Raw genomic sequence first — 22767 nt, 5'->3', positions numbered from 1 at the left:
TCGGTTCGCGGCTAGTCAACAAAGTCGTGGTGCTCCGCGTCGCTCAGGCCCGTTGCGCTGGTACTGTCGATCATCCGCAACAACGTGCTGTCGCCTTGGGTTTCCAGCAGTTCAATGCGCTGCACCAGTTCGCCGCCGTCAATATTGATCTGCTTGAACACTTGTTGCAGCAGCAGTGAGCGCGGGGTCAAGGTCAGTTGCCATGCTTGAGCGTCACCTTTTAGCTGCAAGTCAAAATCACGTTGCAGGCCGCTGCTGTCGCCTTGCAGCACCGCCAGGAACAACCGGTTTTGTTCCGCTCCGGCGTTCTTGTTGGGCAACAGTTGCCAGCCATGGGCATCACGCCGGGCGATCCCGACGGTATTGATTCGGTAGTCCTGTTTCAGCGGGGTTGCCAGCAGCCAGAGCAGGCCGAAGTCTTTGGCCAAGACGAACTTGCCTTTGCTGGTCAAGGGTTGCGGCAGGGCGCGCAGGTGTTTTTCCTGAATGAAATCACCGTGAATCACTGAAGGCTTACCCAGCTGCGCGCTGAGTTGTTGCACGTCAAACGCATTGGCCATCTGCGACAGGCCAATCAGCGCCACAGCGCAGATCATTTTTAAAACGACAGTCATGGCAGCGCTCTCAATACCGCATCGATAAACACCTTGGGCGAGGCCAATTGCATCTCGCGGCTGGCAACTTCCACGGCCACTTGAACCGTGGTGGCGCGTGTCAGGCGCTCACCGGTCACGGCGTCGGTGATCAGGTAATTGATCTTCAGGCGGTTCTCCCACTCAATCAGGTTGGCCCGGACATTCAGCCGCTGTCCGAACACCGCGCCACGCACGTAGCGCAGTTGCAGGTCGATCACTGGCCACGCATAGCCCGACTCCAGCATCTGCATGTAGTTGTGGCCGAGTTGGTCGAGCAGTGCGCAGCGGGCGACTTCCAGGTATTTGATGTAATGGCCGTGCCAGACCACGTTCATCATGTCGATGTCGAAAAACGGCACCACCACTTCGGTGTCTGCGTGAATCGGGCCTTTACTGCGCATGCAGCCTCCAATGCCGGTCGCCGATTCGCTGCAGGCACAGGCGCAGTTCGCGCTCCAATGCTCGGTCTTCGATGACCGGAGGAAAGTCTTCCTGCAACTGCTGGTGCATGGCCGCCAAGGCCGGGGGCAATGGCCGTGCGTCTGCTGCCTGACTGCGCAGCCACAGGCCTTGGTTCGCGGCGATCAAGGTGGCGGCCGCGACCTGTTCGGTCAGCTCCAGCACCCGAATCGCGTCGCGGGCAGCGATGGTGCCCATGCTCACTTTGTCTTGGTTGTGGCATTCGGTGGAACGTGAGAACACGCTGGCCGGCATCGTATTTTTCAAGGCTTCGGCGGTCCAGGCGCTGGTGCCGATTTGTACCGCTTTGAAGCCATGGTTGAGCATTGCCCGCTCGGCGCTGGCGCCGGACAAGTTACTCGGCAGGCCGTGGTTGTAACGCACGTCCACCAACAGCGCTAATTGCCGATCCAGCAGATCGGCGACGTTGGCCACTAGTGTTTTCAGGCTGTCCATGGCAAACGCGATGTGGCCGCCATAAAAGTGCCCGCCATGCAGCACGCGCTCGTCTTCGGCGTCGATGATCGGGTTATCGTTGGCGCTGTTCAGTTCGATTTCGATGAACGAACGCAGCCAATTCAAGCTGTCGGCCAAAACCCCCAGTACGTGTGGCGCGCACCTTAGCGAATAGCGATCCTGTAAACGGTGCAGTGGCGCGGTGGGTGCGTCGATGGCCAGGTCCTGGCGTAACCAGGCGGCGACTTGCATCTGCCCAGGGTGTGGTTTGGCGGCGAACAGGCGCTCGTCAAAATGCTCGGGGTTTCCTTCCAGCGCGACCACGTTCATGGCCGTGATGCGCGTTGCCAGCTGCATCAAATAGTCAGCACGGGCGAACGCAAGGCAGGCGATGCCGGTCATCACAGCGGTGCCATTCATCAGCGCCAAGGCTTCTTTGGGCCGCAGCACTAAGGGATCCCAGCCCAACTCACGATGCACATCGCTGGCCTCACGGCGTTCGCCGCGGAACATCACTTCCCGCTCACCGGACAAGGTGGCGGCGACGTAGGACAGCGGGGTTAAATCGCCGCTAGCGCCTACCGAGCCTTCTTCCGGGATCAGCGGCAGAACGTCTTGGTCGAGAAATCCTTGCAGGCGTTCAAGCAATTCGACGCGGACCCCGGAAACGCCTTGGCACAGCGATTGTAAACGCGCCGCCAGCACGGCGCGGGTGGCTTGCGCATCGAGCATTTTGCCCAGACCACAGCCGTGGAACGTGTACAAATGTCGCGGCAGCGCCTCGACGTGATGCAGCGGCACCGCCACCACGCAGGAATCGCCGTAGCCGGTGGTCACGCCATAGATCACGCCTTCTTTATCCAACAGAGAATCAAGAAATTGCGCGCCTTTGGCAATCCGCTGGCGAAAGGCAGCATCACTTTGCAAGCGGGTCGGCACTTGGCGGTTGGCCAGCGCCAAGACTTCTTCGATCTGCAACGGCCGTTCGCCGAAGGTTACCGATTCAAGCGCTTGGGTCGTCATGGGTTTTCCAAAAAGGGTAAAAGTTGAACCACTGCTGTGGCGCCTCAAGGCAATAGAAACCGAGGCGGTCGGCGTAGCGCTGAGTGTGTTCGGCGATTACTTGCTGGCGGTCGCTGCGGCGCCATTGAATGGCGTCGGCGAACGGTTCGAGAATGACTCGATAGCCACGGGCGCCTTTCAGGCAAAAAATCAGGTTGATCGGGCATTTCAATAACCCGGCCAACAGCCACGGGCCTTGTGGGAACAGGGCCGGTTGGCCGAGGAAGTCTACTTGCACGTTGCGCCCGCCGTGCAGGGCAACGCGGTCCCCCGCGATGGCGAGCCATTCGCCACGGTCCAGGCGTTGGCTCAATTGGAGCATGATCGCTGGGTCCAGTTCGCTGACTTGAACCAAACGCAAATGGGTTGCGCCGGCTTCACCCAGCAGTCGATTGAAGTGCTCCGCATGCTTGGTGTGCACCAACACGTTCATGGTGACTTTCTCGCCCAGCTCGGCCAGTGCGCGGCAGACCTCAAGGTTGCCCAAATGAGCACCCACCAGCATTTGTCCGCGCTTGCCGCGCAGTTCTTGGCGTAATAACGCGGGGTCGACGATTTCGATGTGTTCGACTTTGAGTGTGCCGTTCCACATGTCGAGCTTGTCCAGCAGCGAGTCTGCAAACGCCATGAACTGCTTGAACACGCGCCAGCGGGTGGGGCGCAGTGCCGCTTGGTTGCTCCAGTCGGCCAAGTGTTGCTGGTATTGCCAAGCACTTGTTTGCGCGGCGCGGCCGAACAGGAAGAAGTAAAAAACAATTCCGTGCAGGACTGGGCTTAGTACCCGCCGGCCGAGATGACGCACGGCCCAGGCGGTCAGTTTCATCAGCAAAAAACTGCCACGTTCCCGGTGGTCGGCCCAATGCCGTTTGGTGTCGCTCATGGTAGCCACCTTCGCCAGAGGATCAATGGCAGCCGCGCCAACATTCCAAAGAACAGCTTGGCGTGCATTTTTGAAATCAGCGCATTGTCGTGGAGCAGTCGGAAGTGCGACACACCGTCTTGGGGGTAGTGCACCCGAACCGGCAACCAGCGCATGGGTTGGTTGCGCCATGACAGGCGCACGATGATTTCCGTATCGAAGTCCATGCGCTGACCGATCTGCACAGAGTCCATCAGGGTGAGCACCGGCGGCAGTGGATAGATCCGAAAACCACACATGGAATCGATAATCTGCAACGACAGGCTATTGATCCAGACCCAGACGTGGGTCAGATAGCGTGCATACAAACGCCCCTTCGGCACACTGGCGTCGTATTGCGGGAAGCCGCAGATCAGCGCCTGCGGATGGCCGCGTGAAGCCTCCAGAAACAGTGCCACATCTTGCAGGTCATGTTGCCCATCGGCATCGACCTGTAACGCATGGCTGAATCCCAAACGCGCCGCTTCGCGAAATCCGACCATCACCGCACCGCCTTTGCCCTGATTGGTAGATAGGCGCAACAGATAGACGTCGGGTTGCTCTGCCAAAGTCTGCAGCACAGCGGCGCAACACGGATTGCTGCCGTCATCCACCAGCACGCAGGCCAAGCCGGCGCTTAACAGTTTCTGCACGACCGCAGACACCGCGTGTTCGTGGTTATAAACCGGGATCACCGCGCACGGGTTATGCATGCGCCGCCTCCAGCAAAATCCGGCCACTGGCGCAGGGGGCATCGGCGTTGCGGTAGGTGAAATACAATTTACTGCGCTCGGCATCGAAGCGCAGGGTCAGGGAAATCTCATCGCCGGGGCGTACCAGTTGCTGGAATTTCAAGACTTCCATGCCGGCAAATCGGGTCGGCAGATCCAGCAACCGTTGGCCCATGCTCAGCGCCCAATCTACTTGCACCACGCCGGGCAGCACCGGGATCTGCGGAAAGTGCCCGCTGAAATACGCCAGGTCGGGCGGGATAACCAATTCCACGCGCCATTCACCGTCTACCTGCTGCTCACTGAGCAGTTCGGGCGCCAGTGGGCGAGGGGCGCGCAGTAAGGCGTCGACGTCAGCCTGAGGCAATTTTCCTTGAGAGTTAAAGGGCAATTGGCGCAGCAGCCGCCAGCGACGGGGCAGGGCGATGGCTTCGCAGTGCGGGCGCAAATGCGCGCGCAGTCGCTCGGTCAATGCCCGCCGACCTTGGTTGCGCAGGGCATGCAGGCCGCTCGGACTGAGCACCAGCAACGCTCCCAGCGACGCCCGATTCTCTTGAACCACGCCCAGACGGGCCTCGCTGATCCAACGGTGAGTTTCCAGCGCACGCTCCAGCAGTGGCAGGGAAATACGCTTTTCTTCCAGTTTGACGATGCGGTCCAGACGGCCCAACAGCTCGAAACGACCATCATTGGCGAAGCGTATGGCGTCGGCGGTGGGCTCAATGTGCCCGGTTGGCAGATACGGTGACTCAATGCATAGCGCGCCATCGTTGTCCTGGCTCAGGTTCACGCCTTCAAAAGCTTGCCAGAGGTTGTCGCCCTGACGCCAAGCAATGCCGCCGGTTTCCGAACTGCCGAAAATCTCGGTCGGCCATTGTCCCAAGCGTTGGTGCAGGCTTTGAGCTGCCTCGGACGGCAAGGCGCCGCCGGATGAAAATACCCGTCGCACGGCGCTCAATCCCGGCCAGTCCAGATTGTCGCCCATGCGTTTGAGTAGGGCGGGGCTGGCGACCCAGGCAAATGCCAGGTGTTCTTGGCTGGCGCGCTGCAAGTCTTCGGGGAATGGCAGTTGATGGCGGACAAAGGTGCGACCGGCACACAGCGGCCACAGCAACCGAAACAGCAAGCCATAGATGTGTTGCGTCGCGACGCTGCCGACGATGCAGGCGCTCCCAAGGTCTGCGCCCCACAGCCGCTCCAGCGCGTCGACTTCGTTGGTCAACTGCCGCAAACGCTTTTCGATCAGCTTCGGCTCGCCACTGGAACCGGAAGTGCACAGGCTTAGGCTGCACGTGTCCAGATTCAGCAGAGCAGGCGATAACGGTTCAGCCAGCAGATCGTTCAACCGCGTGTCTTCGGCCTGATCGGTTAACCACAGATCAACTTCGCTCGACCAGCGCGCCCGGGTCGGCGCTTGTATGTCGGCCGGCATCAATACACTGACCCCGGCACGCCAGGCGCCAAATAGCGCCACGGCCAACTCGCCCGCATCGTCCAGATGCACCGCCAAGCGCTTTATGCCTCGGGCCTGTAAACCGGCAGCAAGGCTCAGCGCTTGTTCGAAAAAGTGAGCGTGATCAAGGACGGGGGCTCGCGTCAGGTCACGGCCCGGTGTAGCGTCGAGCAACAGACGCTCAAGGGGTATCCACTTCATGCGCGGCCTCTTACACGCTGGCGTACTAACCACTCGCCAGCAAACAACAGGCCCATCAGCCCGTATGAAATCAATCCGTTGTACAGCGTCCACCAACTGAGCGGCGCCCACAGGGTCAGTGCGCTCGCGATCAGCCCGTTGCCGAGAAAAAACAGGCACCAGATTTTGGTCACTGTGCGGGTGTAGCGGACGGCGATGTCAGATAATTCTGGGTCGGTCAGGCGTGCCAAACGCTCAACTATCGGCATGCCATAAATCAGGCTTACGCCGAACAGAATCAACATGAACCCGCTGCTCAGCACCGGATACCAGCTCAACAGCGCGGGGCTATCGACGACCCCCAATAACAGGCAGAAACCGATGGCAACCACCGCCATCCAAAGGCTGCCGGGTCTTCGTTCGCCGGTCAGCCCACGGAGCAGCCACAGGCAACCCAGAAGCAAGGCGAACTGCCAAGGCGCGATGTGGCCCAGACCGAAATAAACGGCGAACGGGTACAACATGCCCGCCAGCAACAGCACCAGGCCGATCAGCCGACTCATGCGGCGGGGTGAACCAGGCGATAGACAGCCTCGACCACATCGTTGACGGTGCGTACGGCTTTGAACTCTTCGGCAGCGATTTTCTTGCCGGTTTTGCGTTTGATGTGATCAATCAGGTCAACAGCGTCAATGCTGTCGATTTCCAGGTCCTGATACAGGTTGGACTCCAGGGTGACACGCTCGGGCTCAAGTTCGAACAGCTCGACCAGCGCAGTGCGCAGGGTTTCAAAAATGTCTTCGCGGGTTTGCATCACGTGCTCTTGAGTGATCATGCCTCAGGCCGCCCGTCTGGCGCTGACGAACGCCGCTAGGCTGTCGACGCTGGTGAAATGGTTGCGGGTATCCTTGGCGTCGGCGTCGATCTTGATGCCGTAGTGTTTCTGGATAGCCAGGCCGAGTTCCAGCGCGTCTACCGAGTCCAGCCCTAAACCTTCGCCGAACAGGGTCTGGTCGTTGCCAATGTCTTGGGTGCTGATGTCTTCGAGGCCCAGAGCATCGATGATCAGTTGCTTAATTTCCAGGTGCAGATCGCTCATCTATGGCGAGCTCCTTAATGAAGTATTGATGCAGGTAGTCGTTGAGCTTGCGTGACGCCACGGGCGCCGGGCCAAGCACAGCAAAGGCTTGTGGGTCTATATCGGCACCTACTTTCAAACTGAAGTGAAAGCGCCGCTGTGGAATTCGATACCAAGGCTCGGCCTTGGTCAGGGTGCTTGGGTTGACTCGGATAACCACCGGGGTCACGAGTTTCGCACCCCGCAAGGCGATTGCGGCGCCACCGCGATGAAAGGCCGGTGGCTGTCCGGGTTGGGTGCGGGTGCCCTCCGGGAAAATGATCAAGGTCTGTCCGCTATGTAACGCAGCGGCGGCGGCATCGAGCATGTCCATGCTGCCGTCGTTGCTGATGTAGTCGGTGGATCGCACGGGCCCTCGGGTAAAGGGGTTTTGAAACAGACTCTGTTTGACTACGCAATTGGCGTCACGTACTAGGCCAATGAGAAACACCACGTCGATGAGCGACGGATGGTTGGCGATGATTATTTGTCCGGGGCGCCCTAGGCGCTCGGCACCTTGAACGTCATACGTCAGCACGCCGGTACGCGCCATAAAGCGAATGAACAGCCAGAACAGCTGACTGACCGTACGTCGTGCGCGTTGCCGATGGTTGCTTGCGGAGCCTGGCAGGCAACTCAACACCGGAAAAATCAATAATCGCAGGCACAGGCCGCCCACCCCGAAAAGGGTAAAGCTCACGGCGGTTGCCAGCAGGCGCCAATAGTAGGCGTCGCGGCTTTTGCTTAGGGTCGTCGTTGCCAGTTCCACAGCCGGTTCTTCCATGAATGTTGGCAGCAGGAGTGCCCGCTCAATAAAGTGCGCAGCAGGTTAAGGGCATGCGGCAGTTGCATGCGGGGCAGGCTTTCCTCGCAGGTGTTCAACGACAGTTGCCAGTCTGTGCCCGGTGTCAGTAACAAACCGACGGCATACGGGAAAGGCACGTCGTCCACCCACGTGGCGTAGGCCTTGGGCGGTTGTTCTTCGGTGACGATAAGCAATACCGCTGGCGCCCCTTCGGCGAGCAGCGCCCCCACTTCAATGACGCCGTGTTCAAGGCCATCGCCCGCCGCAGCCAGTGCGGTCATTTCGCTGGTTTCGCCACGCATGATCGACCACAGGCCGATTACTGCGTTGTGCACAGAGAGGCTGAACTGTGTGGGAGACAAAGGTTGGTCGGCAGCCAGTTCGCTAAGGATTTCGAAAGTGCGCGGGGTTTCGCCGTGGCGGGAGACGAAGACAAGGGGCAGCTGCTCGCGACCATCGGCCAGCGGCCAGCCGACGCTAAACGCCATCCGCGCCAGACGGCTCAAGCGTCTGCGCTGCATGGCTGGCAAGAACGAGACGTCAGGCGCCGTGTCGCCGATGTCGACAGTTGCCTGGCCACTGTTCCACTGCTGCCAGTCCTCGATCGTTTCCAGGCCGGGAGCCCAGGCACGCCACTGTGCGATGTTAAAGGTGATCACGATTGTCTTCCCGTCCCTTCGGACTACTTCTAGTACAGCTTCCCGAACGGGGCCAACCTTGGCGGGACGATATAGCCCAGTGGCGCACATTATCCCGGTGGGGATGATCAGTAGCAAATTCTGTTACAAATAGCTTGTTTACATCAGTCTATTCCTACGCTTACTCATGTTCTGTTCTGACATTGTGATGTAGGACATTCGATTTACGGTGTAACTCTTTACTCACTTTTGCTGTCCTTAGATCTATCGCTCGCCCTTGCGACCTGCTTTGCATAGACTCGGGCGATTCTGGACTCTTTCAGAACCAAGGAGTTTTTCCTATGCGGCGTGTGGTGTTCAATCAAAAGGGTGGCGTGGGCAAGTCCAGCATTGCCTGCAATCTCGCGGCCGTCAGCGCCTCAGAAGGGTATCGGACGCTGTTGATCGATCTTGATGCCCAAGCCAATTCAACCCAGTACCTCACGGGTTTGACCGGCGACGATATCCCGATGGGAATCGCCGACTTTTTCAAACAAACCCTGTCTTCCGGGCCGTTCGCCAAGAAAAACAAGGTCGATATCTACGAAACTCCTTTCGATAACCTGCACGTGGTCACTGCCACCGCTGAATTGGCAGACTTGCAGCCCAAGCTTGAAGCCAAACATAAGATAAACAAACTGCGCAAACTGCTGGATGAGTTAGACGAGGACTATGACCGTATCTATCTCGATACGCCGCCAGCCCTGAATTTTTACGCGGTTTCGGCGTTGATAGCCGCCGATAGAGTCCTGATTCCTTTTGACTGCGACAGCTTTTCCCGACAAGCGTTATACGGTCTGCTCAAAGAGATCGAGGAGCTGAAGGAAGATCACAATGAGGGCCTGGAAATCGAAGGCATCATCGTCAATCAGTTCCAATCCCGGGCCAGTCTGCCGCAACAAATACTCGACGAGTTAATCGCTGAAGGGTTGCCGGTACTGCCGGTCTACCTCAACAGCTCGGTAAAAATGCGCGAGTCGCATCAAGCTAATACGCCGCTGATCTACCTCGATCCTCGACACAAGCTGACCCAGCAATTTGTCGAGCTGCATAGCTTGCTGGAGAGCGCCTCGCCGCATTGAGAGTGGTCAGGTTTCGGCGGGTGGCCGTAACGGTGAAAACAGATGTTCGCCCAGCGTGCCGGCCTGAATGGCACTCAACAGCCGCTCGGCGGCAATGTGTGCAATCTCGGCCAAGTCAGGAGGGATGCTGACGGTCGCGTCCATATCCGCCGGAACGCTATCCGCGCTCGCCAACAGGCGATGGCTACCCGGCGAGCACTCGCACCGGACCGTCTGGCCCTGAGTCGCGACGGCCACATAGTGGTCGATATAGGTCGGGTTGCCCTCGGCGATAAAACCGACGCGCTCGCACCCCGGACACCACACCAAGTCACCCATCCGCGCTAGCTTGCGTGATTGCACGACGACCTTGCCCGATGCGCGAATGACGAAACCGTCCGTGGTTGTGCGATCACCTTCCCTGATGACATACGTCATGACTGCTCCCGGCTATTGCTCGATTTGAGTCCGCAAGGCTAGAGCAGAAAAGCACCGATGAGTAGGCGCAAAAGCGGTTTCGGAAATGCCCTACGGGAAAGTCAGTGCACATAACCTGTCCGCCCATGACCTAAATGCCCTGGGTTTTTAACCAAGCCAGCAGTTGGGACAGGGGGAAGGCGCCACTTTGACGTGCGACTTCTCGGCTATTTTTAAACAGGATCAAGGTAGGGATTGAGCGAATGTTCAACTGGCCGGACAGTTGCTGATTGGCTTCACTGTCGAGTTTCGCCAATCGGCATCGGCCCGAGAGTTGAATCGCCGCTTGCTCGAAGGTCGGTGCGAACGACTTGCATGGCCCACACCACTGCGCCCACACATCAATCAACAACGGCAAATCACCTTTGATCTGACTGGCGTAATTGGCTTGGGTCAGCGCGAAGGGTTTGCTGAGCAACACCGGCTCCTTGCAACGCCCACACTTAGGCTGATCGCCAACGCGGTCGGAAGGAATGCGGTTGAGCCCGTTGCAGTGTGGGCAAGGGATCGTTAGAGGGTGGGGCATGGCGGGTTCCATAGTTGGCTGATGAGGATGTCTGGCCACGCGACTAACGCCGCAGTTCAGTCTTCTGTAAGAGCGAACTTGTTCGCGAGGCGGCTTAGCTGAAATACCGCGTCACCGGGTCAAGCGCTTCGCCAACAAGTTGGCTCTACAGAACGAACTGCGCCGCAGATGGGGTCACGACGAACAACTGATCTCCAAATGCTTGCCCCACTCCGGCGGCCGCTCAGCGTAGCTTTCCATTCCTGGCTGAGCCTCGAAGGGTTTGGTCAGGACACTGTGCAAACGACGGACTTCTTCGTAGTCACCGTTCTCGGCAGCGTCAATGGCCTTTTGTGCCAGATAATTGCGCAGGATGTAGAGCGGATTGACGGCGTGCATCCGGGTTTGGCGTTCAAGTTCGCTGCCGTTGTCTTCGCGGGCGATGCGCGCTTGATAGTCGCCGGCCCAAGCGTCGAAGCCTTGAATGTCGATGAAATCGTCGCGCAATCGACTGCACGCGACTGGAGCAGATTCATCGCCCAACCGACGGAAGAACAAGGTGTAATCGACGCCACCGGTTTGCATCAGTTTGAGCAGGCGTTCGATCAAGGTGGCGTCTGCGTCTTCAGCGCTGGTCAGCCCCAAGCGGCGGCGCATGAGGTCCAGATAATGAGCCTGGTACAGCGGCAGGAACAAACCGAGGGCTTCACGCAATGCTTCGACGCTGATGAACGGCGTTAGGGCTTGGGCGAGGGCGCTGAGGTTCCATTGACCAATGGGCACTTGGTTGCTGAAGGAGTAACGGCCGTCATGGTCGGAGTGGTTACAGATGAAGTTTTGATCGAAGTCGTCGAGAAACGCGAACGGGCCAAAGTCGAAGGTGATGCCCAGGATCGACATGTTGTCGGTGTTCATCACCCCATGGCAAAAACCGTAGGCTTGCCATTTCGCGATCAATTCGGCGTTGCGCTCGACGATCTGGCGAAACATCGCCAAATAAGGTTCGGCGTGCTCCAGGCATTCGGGGTAGTGCATCGCAAGTACATGCTCGCCCAGCGCCTTGAGTTCATCCGGCTGCTTGGTATAGAAAAAGTATTCAAAACTGCCGAAGCGGATGTGGCTGGGCGCCAAGCGCAGCACCATGGCCGCGCGTTCCTGCTTTTCACGCCACACCGGGGTGCTTGAACCGATGACAGACAGCGCTCGGCTAGTGGGAATGCCCAGTGCATGCAGGGCTTCGGACGCCAGAAATTCGCGAATCGACGAGCGCAATACCGCTCGACCGTCACCCATTCTTGAATACGGCGTTTGCCCGGCGCCTTTGAGGTGCAGGTCCCAATGTTCGCCGGCGTCGTTGTAGACCTCGCCCAGCAGCAGGCCACGGCCATCACCCAAGCGTGGATTGTACGAGCCAAATTGATGACCGGAATACACCATCGCCCGAGGGTCGGCAGTGGCCCAGAGTTTGTGGCCGCTGAAGATTTCGGCGAAGACCGGCAATTCGGCTTGGGCCGGATCGAGGTCAAGCAACGCCATGGCCGCCGCGCTTGACACGACTAGCCGTGGGTCAGCAATGGGTTCAGGCAGCACCGACGTTGAGAACGCGTCCCCCAGTCGGGCGAAGCGGTTGTCGAAGGTCAGTTCGTCGAGGGCTTTCAAGGGCCATCTCCCAGCAGAATGTCCGACCATTCTGCTGGGATTAAAGCCATCAGTCGAGCTTAGCCTCTGGTGGCTCGGGTACGTCGCTGATCGCAGAGGGGGCTGGAAGCGAGGGTTTGCCTGCGTCGCCCGGTTCGTCGGTGGGCACCAACCTGTATTCCTGCCCATGCAGATTTTTGAGGTGAATCTCCATCTGCCGGAACGAAATGTTGATGTTGTTGGCTTTGAACTCTTTGTTGATGAAGCGATTTATCTCATCGACCGCCGGGTTACGGTCACCCAGATCACGAACGTGTATGCGCAATTCGTGGTCTAGCGTGCTTTCGCCAAAGTTCAGGAAGAACACATGAGGCGCCGGGTCTTTGAGTACCCGTGGGTTGTCATTGGCCGCCTGCAACAGCAGGGTGCGGACCAATTCCAGGTCCGAGCTGTAGTCGACGCCTACTTTGAGCGTTACACGGGTGATGGTATCGGTCAGTGACCAGTTGATCAGTTGCCCGGTAATAAACGTCTTGTTCGGGACAATAATGTCTTTGCGGTCAAAGTCGGTGATGGTCGTGGCGCGGATGCGGATCTTGCTGACCGTGCCCGACAGGCTCCCGATGGTGATGGTGTCGCCGATGCGTACCGGACGCTCGAACAGAATCATGATGCCGGAGATGAAGTTGGCGAAGATTTCCTGCATGCCGAAGCCCAAGCCGACCGACAGAGCAGCCACCAGCCACTGCAACTTGTCCCAACTGACGCCTAGCGCCGACAACGTGGAAACAAAGCCGACGCCTGCAATGGTGTACGAAAGCAACGTGGTGGTCGCGTAGGAGCTACCTTGTGCAAGGTTCAGCCGCGACAGCACCAGCACTTCCAGCAGCCCGGGCAAGTTGCCAGCCAACACTGCCGTGGTGCCGATGATGATCAGCGCACCCATCAGGTCGCCGAGGCTGAGGGGCACCATGCTCATGGTGGCGCCAGTGCCACTGGTGTATTCGTAGAGCGTGATGTTATCCAGGTAAGAAAACACGCTAATCAGGTCCGACCAGACCCAATACAGCGCGCCGATAAAGCCGGCAAGCAGCGCCAGCCGAATCAGACGCAATGATTGGTCGTTGACCTTTTCGATGTCCAGCGCAGGTTCTTCCACCGCGTCGCCATCGCCGTTTTCCTTGGCGGCCTGACGTCTGCTTTGGGCTCGTTGGTAAGCCAGTCGCCGTGCGGCAACGCTTAGCCCGCGAACGAAGGCGGCTTCGATTACCAGCCACAACATCATCAAATACAGGGTGTCGATCAATCGATCACTCAGTTTCAGCGCGGTGTAGTAGTAGCCGAAGCACACCGCGAGGAAGAGCGCGATCGGTAATGCTGTGAACAGCAAGCCAATGGCTTTGCGAAAAAATGAGGCGCTGTGTTGCGTCGGACTGCGGATTAGCAAGCGACTCAGTAGCCACGTCATCAAGGCATAGCAGGTCAATACCACCGCGATGCCCAGCACGTCATCGGCCAGCGCAGCCGGTTGGTGTTCGGCCACGGCCACCACGGCCACCAAGGCCAGCACCACCAGACCCAAGCGACGAATCCAGCCCTGAAGAAATTCAACCTGCGGCTTTTCCCAGCGGAAGTGCAGTTGGGCAACCCCGCCCGGCGCCAGAACGCGATAGGCGGTGTAAAACATTAGCCACGCCAAGGCAATTTGCAGCAAGGCCGAACCGAGGTTGACGTTTTGGCCTCGGGCGTCAATCTGCAGCGCGTACCCACACAGTGCCAACCCGAGTGCAACCGGTACGGCTAGCAAGATATTGATCAGAATCGCCAGCGGCGTATGCCATTGGCTGTCACGCTTGAAGTGGCCGATGTCCGAATGCAGTCGGTTGAGCTTGTCGTACAGCGCTTTACGTTTCCATACCAAAGCACCAATCAGCACCAGCAGTGGCAAGAACAACAGGGGCCGTTGAGTCAGGCCGTCGGTTAGCTCACTGACGCTGGAGGCCCAAGGCAGGGTGGTGATTTGTTTGGTGAGGCGCGGTGGAATGCCTTCTATCCAGTCTAGATCCAGGGGCTTGTTGCTCGGGATCCAGAACATCTGCTCATCAAGGGTGGAGCGTAGGCCGACGGCAGTGCCGACCAATTGCTTTTGATTGAGCTGCAACGTGATGGATTCATTGAGCAGCGAACTCAGTTCGTGATTCAAGCGTTCAAGCAAATCGGTGCGAGTTACTGCGAGATCGAGCAACGTTTTGCGCAGCGCCGGGGTCACGTCTTCGGGCGGTTGGGTGGCGAGGAGTTTGTCGACATAGGCGCCAGGGCTGCTCATCACTTCCCGTTGTTGGTTGACCTCAAATTGATACAAGCGAATGTCAGCAATTTCATCCGCCAGTCCTTTGTCGAGGGTCAGCAACGGCAGGGCCTGTTTCTGTTTATAGAGAATTTTGGACAGCAACAAACTGCCGCGAAGGACGTTGATTTGCTCGTCGAGCGCCTGATCGCTTTGGGTCAGGCTGTCCAGTTGCTGCTTGGTCTTGAGGTTTTGTTGGGTCAGTTCGTTCAGTCGGTCGGTGCCGCGCAACAGATAATCGGAGAGCTTGAGATTGGCCGCGCTCTCTGTGGCCAGCAGGCTGCTGCTGCCGGCTTTCTGGGCTTCCAGGGACAACTGCGTCACAGTCTGTTGCGATTGGGCGCGACGCTTGTCGTTGATCAGCGTTTGCAGGTCCTGGATGTCCTGTTCCTGCCGGCTGACTTTTTCGGTGAGCAAGTCACGCTGGCTATTGCCCAAGTCTTGTAACTGACTGTTGCCTGCCAATTCCTGGCGCCGCAGCAGGGTCAACACATTCAGCGAAGCCAGCTCGGCGTTAAGTTGGTCGCGTTGATCGGCACTGATGCTTTTACCGCTGTCTTTACCGCTTTTCAGCAGGTTATTGATCTGCTGACTGCGCGTCTGATTGGCGCTGATTTCTGCTTGCGCCCGCTCAGGCCGAGTCTGAGCGGTAATAGTCAGGCTGTTGGCATCATTGAGTGTTTTTTGCAGATCCGCTAGCTGAGTGCTGCGCTCAGTGAGCAGTTGCTCCAACTGCGCCACGTCGAGGTTGGCGAAGCGCTGGGCAATGGGAACGACCTTGCTGGCTTTCAATCGCGTCAGTTCGCGTTGATTGTCGGTGGTCTGGCGCGGTGCCTGGCTCAGTTGCTGCTTGAGGTCGACCAGTCGCTTGTCGCTGTCTTCTTTGCTCGAAATAAAAGAAAGGGTCTGCTCCAAGACCTGCTGCAAGGCCTTTTGATCAGCGTCCGGCAGTTTGCGGTCAGCAATTTTAGCCAAGCTTTGCTGCACAGCGGCGCTGGTAGGTGGGTCGGCGGCCTGAACGGCGGAAATGGAGAGGCAAAGTCCAAGGAGGGCGGCAGTAAAAAAAGGTCGCAAGGTCAACATAAATACCGGTCGAACTGATTGAAGAAAAAGGAAGTTTAGAGGAACAACCCAGGACCTGGGCGGCTACCTTCGGGGAATTTGACGCCGACTTTGAGGATCTTGTTCCCGTCCATCACCGCGACGGTCCACAGGGTGCCATTCCACTCGATCTGGTCGCCCACGACGGGCTCGCCACGATTCTTCTGAATGATGAATTGGCTGAGCGGCATATTTGCATCCAGACCGTCGAGTTTCAAACCGTACAAGGCCGCGACAGCACCGAGCTGAGCGTCTCCCTGCAGAACGAAATCGCCAAAAAATCGCAAATCAAGACCACGTTGCGGGGCCTGGCTGAACAGTTTTCCTAGGGCTGACAAGTTGTGTTCATGGCCGATCACGCAGAGTAAATCGTCCACTTCCAGCTTCGTACTACCCGACGGATGGAGCAGTTCCTGGCCACGAAACAGGGCTGCGATTCGAGTGCCCTCGGGCATTTTCAGTTCCCGGAGCGCCGCACCGATGCACCATTTTTCAGCGCCCAGGCGATAAACGAACAGTTCCCACTCACTGGTGACATGCACCTCCAGCGCGGAGCGGGATATCGGCGCGGGCTCGGGAGGGACGGTAACTTTCAGCAGTTTGGCAATCCACGGCAGGCTCGTGCCTTGCACCAGTAGCGACACCAAAACGATAAAGAACGCCAGGTTGAAATACAGCTGCGCATGGGGAAGACCAGCCATGAGCGGGAACACCGCAAGAATGATCGGCACCGCGCCACGCAGCCCGACCCAGGCAATAAAGGCTTTTTCTCGGGTGTGGAACGCCTTGAAAGGCAACAGTCCAACCAGAACCGACAGCGGCCGTGCCACGAGAATCATCCACAGTGCCAAGCCCAGCGCGGGCAACGCGATAGGCAACAAATCATGGGGCGTAACCAGTAGACCCAGCACCAAAAACATGCCGATTTGCGCCAGCCAGGCCATGCCGTCGAGCATGTGCAGAATCCCGTGGCGGCTACGAATGGGTTGGTTACCCAACACGAGCCCGCACAGGTAGACCGCGAGGAAGCCGCTGCCGTGAATGGCGTTGGTCAACGCAAACACCACCAGCCCGCCCGCCACCACCAAAATTGAATACAAGCCGGTCGCCAGGTTAATGCGGTTGACCAGTTGCAGCATGATCCATCCGCCGCCCAAGCCAATAATTGCGCCGATGCCGAACTCTTGAATCAAATGGCCCAGTAGGCTCCAGTGCAAACCGGTCTCGCCGCTGTGCAGCATATCGATCAGGGTCACGGTCAAAAACACCGCCATGGGGTCGTTGCTGCCGGACTCGATTTCCAGGCTGGCGGTGACGCGCTCATTGAGGCCTTTGCCACCCAGCAGTGAGAACACCGCAGCGGCATCGGTGGAACCGACAATGGCGCCAATCAACAAACCTTGAATCAAATTCAGGTTGAACAACCAGGCAGCGACCATGCCGGTCAGCGCCGTGGTGATCAATACGCCAACCGTGGCCAATGACAGTGCAGGCCATAACGCCACCCGAAAACTGGCGACTCGGGTGCGCAACCCGCCGTCGAGCAGGATCACTGCCAGTGCGAGGTTGCCGACCAAATAAGCGGTGGGGTAGTTATCGAAAACGATGCCGGCACCATCAACTCCGGCCGTCATACCGACCGCGAGGATGATTACCAAAATAGGGATGCCGAGGCGCGAGGACAGGGAGCTGACCAGAATACTTGCACTCACCAGCAACGCGCCGATCAAGAACAGGCTGTTGATGGTGTTTGCATCCAAAGGGCGTACTCCAGAATCAAAATCGAAAAGCGAGGCGCTGACTGACCATGCAGTCCGCGTGCCAAGCGATTCTAACCTGTTGAATTGGATGGCTGTCAAAGCTTTGTCTGTTTGTTACGAATTGAAGGCGCCGATTAGGCCCAGCCATTCGGTTGCTTAACCCCGGTAGGTTGCTTACCGCTTTTAAACCTTATGGGGTAATTAATTAAGCTTTTTGCTGTCGTTGATTGATTATTTTCTGCGCTCTTATCATTGACAGGACGTCAGCATCATGGAAATCACGGAAGAACAACGATTGGCCTTCAATAAAAGGGCCGCCGAACTTAGAGCAAAATATCCCGGTTTGGATTTGAGCACGGGTTATGGGTGGGACCCTGGTTCGGCCGCAGACGTGGGCGCCGAGAAACTTTTCGAGGAGTTCCCGGTGACGCAGGAGCCCCTCCAGAAAATCTCCCTTGAGCAGGCACGGGGTATGCCTGATCTCCTTGCTGAAACATTTTTCAAAACCTTGCAAATCAACTATGAATCGCCAGAGCAATACGCGACGGAAACGGTGCGTACCTACGCGCAAAAGAAGTGGGGCATTGATTTAGACCCTAGTGAAATGGTCATCGCCACGCTTTATATCGAAACGGCAGGTAGACACGCCCCGTTCAACGCCAGCGTTGCGTTCTCCATGACGCTCACCCAGGCGATGCTGCGAAACTGGCAGCAAAACGGTAATGGCGATTTTTTTGACCACCTCAGCAGGCTTGAGGGTTACCGGTCAGGGGGCTTTGAAGTCAATGTCGTACACAGTCCGCTACCGCTTTGGAACTGCGCCGCCTATGAGGCTGTTTACCGCAAAACCACTCCGCAGCGGTACGACGCCACCACGCACTTGCACATGCGAGCTGACGAATTCAAACAGTACGTGTGGGACTGCAATCTCCAGGCGCATTATCAAGCGCGACTTGGCGAGTTTTGGAAGGAGCACGGGTCTTATTACAACTTGCTCATCAAAGGTTCGTTTCTAAAGGCCGTCTATAGGCAGGCGGCGGCGGGGTCGTTGACGGCTGAAGACAAGGGGTTTTTGTTGAGCGCGTTGGGGTTGGATGCCAGCCAGCCATGGGAAACCCTAACGTGGGAGCGTTTCGTCAATGCCCCGCTTTTAAGAACCGTCACCTTCCGTGAACTCATTGTTTACCGTTATACCGCCACCGACATCTTGGCTATCAGAAACGAGTTAACGGGCCGGGTCACTCTCTACATTCCGGGTAATTCATCTCCTTTTCATGGTTTTGATTCTGAACCCTTAGCCGCAGAGTGGTTGGGGCAGCAATGCCGGGACCCTCGAAAAAGGAAAGCGTTAGAAAGCCATTTCAGAATGGAAGACGACGGTGACGGCCCCTTTTTAAGTGGGTTGCATGCGGCGCTGGCAGGCTTGGCGGTTTATCCGAAATTCCTGAACCAGGCAACCGGCTACTGGCCCCCTCGCTCCACCATCAAGTTTGGTGCTGCCATTGAATGGCCCTTTACGCATTTTCAACAAGCGCTCAAAGAGCGTTTGGACTCTGACGCCGCACAGACGATACATACCCAGAGCGATTATTGGAAAGCTGCGGCGGCCGAGGGCGTAACGGACGCGATTCTGGTCTTGGGCGCGGTGGTAATGGTCGCGCCAGAAGTCAGCCCATTACTCGCTGCGCTGTCGCTTGCATTAGTAGGTTTGGGTGTAGACGAGACGGTTGAGGGCAAAGATAAGGCGGAAAAAGAGCAAGGGCTTGCACACATCCAGTTTGGGGTGTTGAACGCTTTGCCAATCATTGCCGAGGTCGTTGCTGGCGCAATCGATGCTGGCCGAGTTGTGCGCGAAGATGCTGCATCCTCTACTTGGGAAACTGATACAGGTGTCGAAACTCAGGCGGATGCAACCCCTGAAAGCCTGGCTGCAGAAGAACAACAAGCCCGACTCGCGGAGCAGGCACGGCATAAAAGAATTGACGATACTGAGCGTGGCTTCGGTATTGAGCCTGAGGGTTTGCGCTCGTTGCGTGCGGCCATACGGGCTAAGTTAAGGACGCTTGAGTACACGTCACCGCTGAAGAACGGTGCATGGACATTGGCTAGCGGCGCTAACGAGACCTATCAAGTATTCGACAACCTGACTAACACCTATGAGTCCTTCATTCGGTTGCACTCAAAGGTCTATCGGGTTGAGTGGGTGGAGGCGGCAAGCCAGTTTCGTATTTTTGCGCCATATGAGGCCGGCCCCCCTGGTCCGTTTGTAAAAGAGCTGAGTCTTGGGCGCTGGGACCTGGATTTGAAACCCGGCTTGCGCGGTGGTGAAAGTTTTGATGGCTCCGCATCAGCCCCTATTGATACGGGTGCTGTTCCGGTAGCGCCATACCCGCCTATCGTCCTCCAACCGGACATTCCCAAGATTCAAATTGAAATCCCCATGGATGGGGTTGAAATGGCAGACGACAGTTATTTCATCCATCGGGACGGTAAAAGAACGCGCGTGTACTACGACGCCAATCCTGAGTTGCCGGGCTGGACAAACAGTCGCGGTGACTATGTATGGAGAGACAGGGCTGGTGAGTGGCATAGTGCAGGCGCCGCCGATTACAAAAAAATCGAAAGCAGGATTGCTCAAAGTAAGGACTATCGGATTTACACCTTTCCAAGGTTGCCGGAGCTTCCTGCTAATGCCACGGCCATTCCACGCGAAGTCCACTACATCTGGATGGGGAATCGGATACCCGGAGAGCAGCTGTTAACTAACCTGTCGAAAAATGCAGCGAAAAGCCCTGATCTGGCCTTTACCCTGCATATCGATATTGATAATGAACTGGCCTTTCATGACCTGTCATCGCGGTTCATCAATCACCCCAATGTTCATCTTTCACGGCTAAAAGATGAGGCTTTTTATTCAGATTTTCTGAAAAGTGAAAGTGCACCGATGTTTGATTATTTCCGCTATGGGGATTATCAAAATCTCGCGGCGGCCTCCGATGTTCTTCGCTATCGGTTGATTTATGAATATGGCGGGATTTACATGGATTGTGACGACATCATCATGAGTTCTTTCGAGGGGGTCAGTCTCGACGCGGGGCCTTGCGATGTGTTGATGGGGAACGAAGTCAGCGCACCGTCGTTTAATTATGTCGGCCCGAACACGAGTCATTTCGCCAGCCTTCCTCGAAACCCGGTATTAAAGGAACTGTTGCGGGAGATGCAAAGGCGCTATGTAAGCGAAGATCCTGTGTTTTTCACAACACCGCGTCCTCATTTAGACACCTCAACGCAAGCGCTGAGTGCTGCGTCCAAAGCGGCGATGGCTCCCTACATGATCAAGATCTTTGAATTGACGGGCCCAAGCGTATTTTCTGATGTCATGAGAAAACTGCGTCCTGACTATTTCGATCTGTTGGCGCGAAGCCTTGAACCCGAGGTGATTATTTCTGCCGCTTATACCGAACAAATGGAGGCTGCGCGGGACTTCTACTTCCCCTTCAAGCGAAAAACTCGAATTCTGCCAGGGAGCGCAAACGAATGGTGAATGGTCATTCTATTTGAGCCCCATGTTCAGACTCGCGGGCTAGAACCAGTCGGCCCGCATCGACAAGCAGGTGTCGTCCCGAGCTTCCAGGATCGCTAGTTCATGATGGCAACCCGGTACTTCCCATGTCAGGAAGTACCGGGCGGCCTGCAGCTTGCCTTTATAAAAGCTCTCGTCGGCTTCGTTACCCTTTGCTAACCCTTCCTCTGCACGAATTGCTTGTTCCAGCCAGCGCCAGCCGATGACGGTGTGGCCGAAGACTTTCAGGTACAGCGCTGAATTCGCCAAACTGCTATTTATTTTTCCTTGGGCCAGATCGGTCAGTAAGCCAAGGGTGACGATTTGCAGGCGAGCGATCAGTTGCTCCAGCGGCTGACGGAGCGGGGTCAAACCTTCGTAAGCCTGTGATCGAGCCGCCGTGTCGGTGATCAACCGAATAAGTTGCTTGAGCCCGGCACCGCCGTTTTGTGCGAGCTTGCGCCCCAGCAAGTCCAAAGATTGAATGCCGTGGGTGCCTTCATGAATCGGGTTCAGACGGTTGTCGCGGTAGTACTGTTCCACCGGATATTCACGGGTGTAGCCGTGGCCGCCAAGTATCTGTATCGCCAGTTCGTTGGCCTTGAGGCAAAACTCCGAAGGCCATGACTTGACGATAGGTGTCAGTAAATCCAGCAACTCATGAGCCTGTTTTCGAACCTCTTCGGTTTCGCCGGTGTTCGTGTCGTCGAACAAGCGCGCGGCGTACAGGCCTAGATCAAAGGCGCCTTCGACGTAAGCTTTTTGCGTCAACAGCATGCGTTTGACGTCGGCGTGCTGGATGATCGAAACCGGCGCAGTGTCCGGATTTTTGCTGTCTGGCAGGCGACCCTGCGGTCGTTCGCGGGCGTAGTCCAGTGAATACAAATAACCGGCGTAGCCGAGCATCACAGCGCCCATGCCGACGCCGATTCGGGCCTCGTTCATCATCTGAAACATGTAGCTCAGGCCTTGATGCGGTTTCCCCACCAAGTAACCGATGCACTCACCGTTGTCGCCAAAATTCAGAGCCGTTGACGTTGTACCGCGCCAGCCCATCTTGTGAAATAACCCGGCCAGCAACACGTCATTACGCTTGCCCAGGCTGCCGTCATCGTTGACCAGGAATTTGGGCACGATGAACAAAGAAATACCCTTCACCCCGGACGGCGCATCTGGCAGTTTTGCCAACACCATGTGCACGATGTTTTCAGACAGCGGATGGTCGCCACCCGAGATGAAAATCTTGTTGCCGCGCAGTCGATAAGTGCCGTCAGCGGCAGGTTCTGCTTTGGTGCGAATATCCGACAGTGACGAGCCCGCGTGAGGTTCTGTCAGCGCCATGGTGCCGAAAAAACGGCCGTCGATCATCGGCTGCAGAAAGCGCTGCTTCTGCTCATCGTTGCCGAAGCTTTCAATTAGATTCGCCGCGCCCATGGTCAAAAACGGGTATGACGTCGACGCCGCGTTAGCCGACTGGAAGTGTGCGAAACAGGCTTGTGACAACAACGTCGGCAGCTGCATCCCGCCCGCTTCAAAACTGCGCGCGGCGTTCAGAAAACCCGCCTCAAGAAACGCATCCACCGCCGGTTTTACTTCTGGAATCAACACCGCTTCGCCATTTTCATAACGCGGCTCGTTCTCGTCACCCTTACGGTTATGCGGCGCGAAAAACTTTTCGGCGATGGTCCGTGCAGTTCCGATGGCAGCGTCAAAGGTTTCGCGATTGTGCTCGGCAAAACGCTCGCGCTGGGTCAAGGCTTCGGCGTCCAACACTTCATACAGCTCGAAGGCCAGGTTGCGTGAACTCAGAAGCATCTCGGACATGGCGGCCTACCTTTTTTTG

At 57.1% G+C, this 22767-nt stretch carries 18 protein-coding genes and 1 pseudogene; 2 read left to right on the top strand and 17 right to left on the bottom strand.

What is annotated here, in order from left to right; translation table 11 throughout:
- Positions 1-11 precede the first annotated feature (11 nt).
- From RHM59_RS14575 to RHM59_RS14525, 11 genes are read right to left on the bottom strand one after another with little or no spacing between them, the layout of a single operon-like run.
- Positions 12-614, bottom strand: coding sequence for an outer membrane lipoprotein carrier protein LolA (locus RHM59_RS14575; RefSeq protein ID WP_322224507.1), 603 nt, complete (start codon positions 612-614; stop codon positions 12-14).
- The gene (locus tag RHM59_RS14570; protein ID WP_322167267.1) at positions 611-1036 is read right to left on the bottom strand and encodes an acyl-CoA thioesterase; all 426 of its coding nucleotides are present in this window, start codon (positions 1034-1036) and stop codon (positions 611-613) included. Before RHM59_RS14570 ends, RHM59_RS14575 begins: the two co-directional genes overlap by 4 nt.
- A complete protein-coding gene (locus tag RHM59_RS14565) occupies positions 1026-2573 on the bottom strand; it encodes an aromatic amino acid ammonia-lyase (protein ID WP_322167268.1) in 1548 nt (515 codons plus the stop codon). Before RHM59_RS14565 ends, RHM59_RS14570 begins: the two co-directional genes overlap by 11 nt.
- Positions 2554-3492, bottom strand: a complete 939-nt coding sequence (locus RHM59_RS14560; protein ID WP_322167269.1) for a glycosyl transferase — start codon at positions 3490-3492, stop codon at positions 2554-2556. The genes RHM59_RS14565 and RHM59_RS14560 overlap by 20 nt, the downstream gene beginning before the upstream one ends.
- On the bottom strand, positions 3489-4223 hold the full coding sequence (locus RHM59_RS14555; RefSeq protein ID WP_322167270.1) for a glycosyltransferase family 2 protein: 735 nt from the start codon (positions 4221-4223) through the stop codon (positions 3489-3491). Before RHM59_RS14555 ends, RHM59_RS14560 begins: the two co-directional genes overlap by 4 nt.
- A complete protein-coding gene (locus RHM59_RS14550) occupies positions 4216-5895 on the bottom strand; it encodes an AMP-binding protein (RefSeq protein WP_322224506.1) in 1680 nt (559 codons plus the stop codon). Before RHM59_RS14550 ends, RHM59_RS14555 begins: the two co-directional genes overlap by 8 nt.
- Positions 5892-6437 (bottom strand): hypothetical protein, encoded by a 546-nt coding sequence (locus RHM59_RS14545; RefSeq protein WP_322224505.1) that lies wholly within the window; start codon positions 6435-6437, stop codon positions 5892-5894. Before RHM59_RS14545 ends, RHM59_RS14550 begins: the two co-directional genes overlap by 4 nt.
- Positions 6434-6688 (bottom strand): acyl carrier protein, encoded by a 255-nt coding sequence (locus tag RHM59_RS14540; protein ID WP_322170669.1) that lies wholly within the window; start codon positions 6686-6688, stop codon positions 6434-6436. The genes RHM59_RS14545 and RHM59_RS14540 overlap by 4 nt, the downstream gene beginning before the upstream one ends.
- Positions 6689-6712: 24 nt before the next feature.
- The gene (locus RHM59_RS14535) at positions 6713-6973 is read right to left on the bottom strand and encodes a phosphopantetheine-binding protein (RefSeq protein WP_322167274.1); all 261 of its coding nucleotides are present in this window, start codon (positions 6971-6973) and stop codon (positions 6713-6715) included.
- Positions 6948-7760: a 1-acyl-sn-glycerol-3-phosphate acyltransferase gene (locus RHM59_RS14530; RefSeq protein WP_322170672.1), complete on the bottom strand. Its 813-nt coding sequence runs from the start codon at positions 7758-7760 to the stop codon at positions 6948-6950. The genes RHM59_RS14535 and RHM59_RS14530 overlap by 26 nt, the downstream gene beginning before the upstream one ends.
- Positions 7736-8455: a beta-ketoacyl synthase chain length factor gene (locus tag RHM59_RS14525; RefSeq protein ID WP_322224504.1), complete on the bottom strand. Its 720-nt coding sequence runs from the start codon at positions 8453-8455 to the stop codon at positions 7736-7738. Before RHM59_RS14525 ends, RHM59_RS14530 begins: the two co-directional genes overlap by 25 nt.
- A 320-nt stretch (positions 8456-8775) precedes the next feature.
- Between RHM59_RS14525 and RHM59_RS14520 the strand changes: the two genes are divergently transcribed.
- Positions 8776-9555, top strand: a complete 780-nt coding sequence (locus RHM59_RS14520; RefSeq protein ID WP_322167277.1) for a ParA family protein — start codon at positions 8776-8778, stop codon at positions 9553-9555.
- 6 nt (positions 9556-9561) lie between these two features.
- On the opposite strand, the gene RHM59_RS14515 is transcribed toward RHM59_RS14520, so the two are convergent.
- From RHM59_RS14515 to RHM59_RS14495, 5 genes and pseudogenes are all read right to left on the bottom strand, one after another.
- Positions 9562-9972, bottom strand: coding sequence for a PAAR domain-containing protein (locus RHM59_RS14515; protein WP_322167278.1), 411 nt, complete (start codon positions 9970-9972; stop codon positions 9562-9564).
- Between the two features lie 130 nt (positions 9973-10102).
- A complete protein-coding gene (gene trxC, locus RHM59_RS14510) occupies positions 10103-10537 on the bottom strand; it encodes a thioredoxin TrxC (RefSeq protein WP_322167279.1) in 435 nt (144 codons plus the stop codon).
- A 174-nt stretch (positions 10538-10711) separates the two neighbouring features.
- Entirely contained in the window at positions 10712-12175 is a 1464-nt protein-coding gene (gene selO / locus RHM59_RS14505) for a protein adenylyltransferase SelO (RefSeq protein WP_322224503.1), read from the bottom strand.
- A gap of 142 nt (positions 12176-12317) precedes the next feature.
- Positions 12318-15584, bottom strand: a pseudogene (gene mscK, locus RHM59_RS14500) (mechanosensitive channel MscK); the annotation flags it as partial.
- A 35-nt stretch (positions 15585-15619) separates the two neighbouring features.
- Positions 15620-17362: a potassium/proton antiporter gene (locus RHM59_RS14495; protein ID WP_322167282.1), complete on the bottom strand. Its 1743-nt coding sequence runs from the start codon at positions 17360-17362 to the stop codon at positions 15620-15622.
- A gap of 271 nt (positions 17363-17633) precedes the next feature.
- Here RHM59_RS14495 and RHM59_RS14490 point away from each other — a divergent pair, with 271 nt between their 5' ends.
- Complete coding sequence (locus tag RHM59_RS14490) at positions 17634-20906, top strand: glycosyltransferase family 32 protein (protein ID WP_322224502.1); 3273 nt, start codon at positions 17634-17636, stop codon at positions 20904-20906.
- A 39-nt stretch (positions 20907-20945) separates the two neighbouring features.
- Here RHM59_RS14490 and RHM59_RS14485 read toward each other — a convergent pair whose 3' ends face one another.
- Positions 20946-22748, bottom strand: coding sequence for an acyl-CoA dehydrogenase (locus RHM59_RS14485; RefSeq protein ID WP_322167284.1), 1803 nt, complete (start codon positions 22746-22748; stop codon positions 20946-20948).
- Between the last annotated feature and the right edge of the window lie 19 nt (positions 22749-22767).

The sequence above is a fragment of the Pseudomonas sp. MH10 genome (genome assembly GCF_034353045.1).
Lineage (GTDB): Bacteria > Pseudomonadota > Gammaproteobacteria > Pseudomonadales > Pseudomonadaceae > Aquipseudomonas.
The sequence above is the reverse complement of the archived record's forward strand: the minus strand, read 5'-3'. Positions and strand labels throughout refer to the sequence as shown.

Excerpts from the sequence above, each read along its gene's own strand:
- RHM59_RS14555 (WP_322167270.1), bottom strand. The coding sequence starts at position 4,223 with ATGCATAACCCGTGCGCGGTGATCCCGGTTTATAACCACGAACACGCG.
- RHM59_RS14545 (WP_322224505.1), bottom strand. The coding sequence starts at position 6,437 with ATGAGTCGGCTGATCGGCCTGGTGCTGTTGCTGGCGGGCATGTTGTAC.
- RHM59_RS14575 (WP_322224507.1), bottom strand. The coding sequence starts at position 614 with ATGACTGTCGTTTTAAAAATGATCTGCGCTGTGGCGCTGATTGGCCTG.
- RHM59_RS14565 (WP_322167268.1), bottom strand. The coding sequence starts at position 2,573 with ATGACGACCCAAGCGCTTGAATCGGTAACCTTCGGCGAACGGCCGTTG.
- RHM59_RS14520 (WP_322167277.1), top strand. The coding sequence starts at position 8,776 with ATGCGGCGTGTGGTGTTCAATCAAAAGGGTGGCGTGGGCAAGTCCAGC.
- RHM59_RS14570 (WP_322167267.1), bottom strand. The coding sequence starts at position 1,036 with ATGCGCAGTAAAGGCCCGATTCACGCAGACACCGAAGTGGTGGTGCCG.
- RHM59_RS14485 (WP_322167284.1), bottom strand. The coding sequence starts at position 22,748 with ATGTCCGAGATGCTTCTGAGTTCACGCAACCTGGCCTTCGAGCTGTAT.
- RHM59_RS14550 (WP_322224506.1), bottom strand. The coding sequence starts at position 5,895 with ATGAAGTGGATACCCCTTGAGCGTCTGTTGCTCGACGCTACACCGGGC.
- RHM59_RS14490 (WP_322224502.1), top strand. The coding sequence starts at position 17,634 with ATGGAAATCACGGAAGAACAACGATTGGCCTTCAATAAAAGGGCCGCC.
- RHM59_RS14560 (WP_322167269.1), bottom strand. The coding sequence starts at position 3,492 with ATGAGCGACACCAAACGGCATTGGGCCGACCACCGGGAACGTGGCAGT.
- trxC (WP_322167279.1), bottom strand. The coding sequence starts at position 10,537 with ATGCCCCACCCTCTAACGATCCCTTGCCCACACTGCAACGGGCTCAAC.
- RHM59_RS14535 (WP_322167274.1), bottom strand. The coding sequence starts at position 6,973 with ATGAGCGATCTGCACCTGGAAATTAAGCAACTGATCATCGATGCTCTG.
- RHM59_RS14515 (WP_322167278.1), bottom strand. The coding sequence starts at position 9,972 with ATGACGTATGTCATCAGGGAAGGTGATCGCACAACCACGGACGGTTTC.
- RHM59_RS14540 (WP_322170669.1), bottom strand. The coding sequence starts at position 6,688 with ATGCAAACCCGCGAAGACATTTTTGAAACCCTGCGCACTGCGCTGGTC.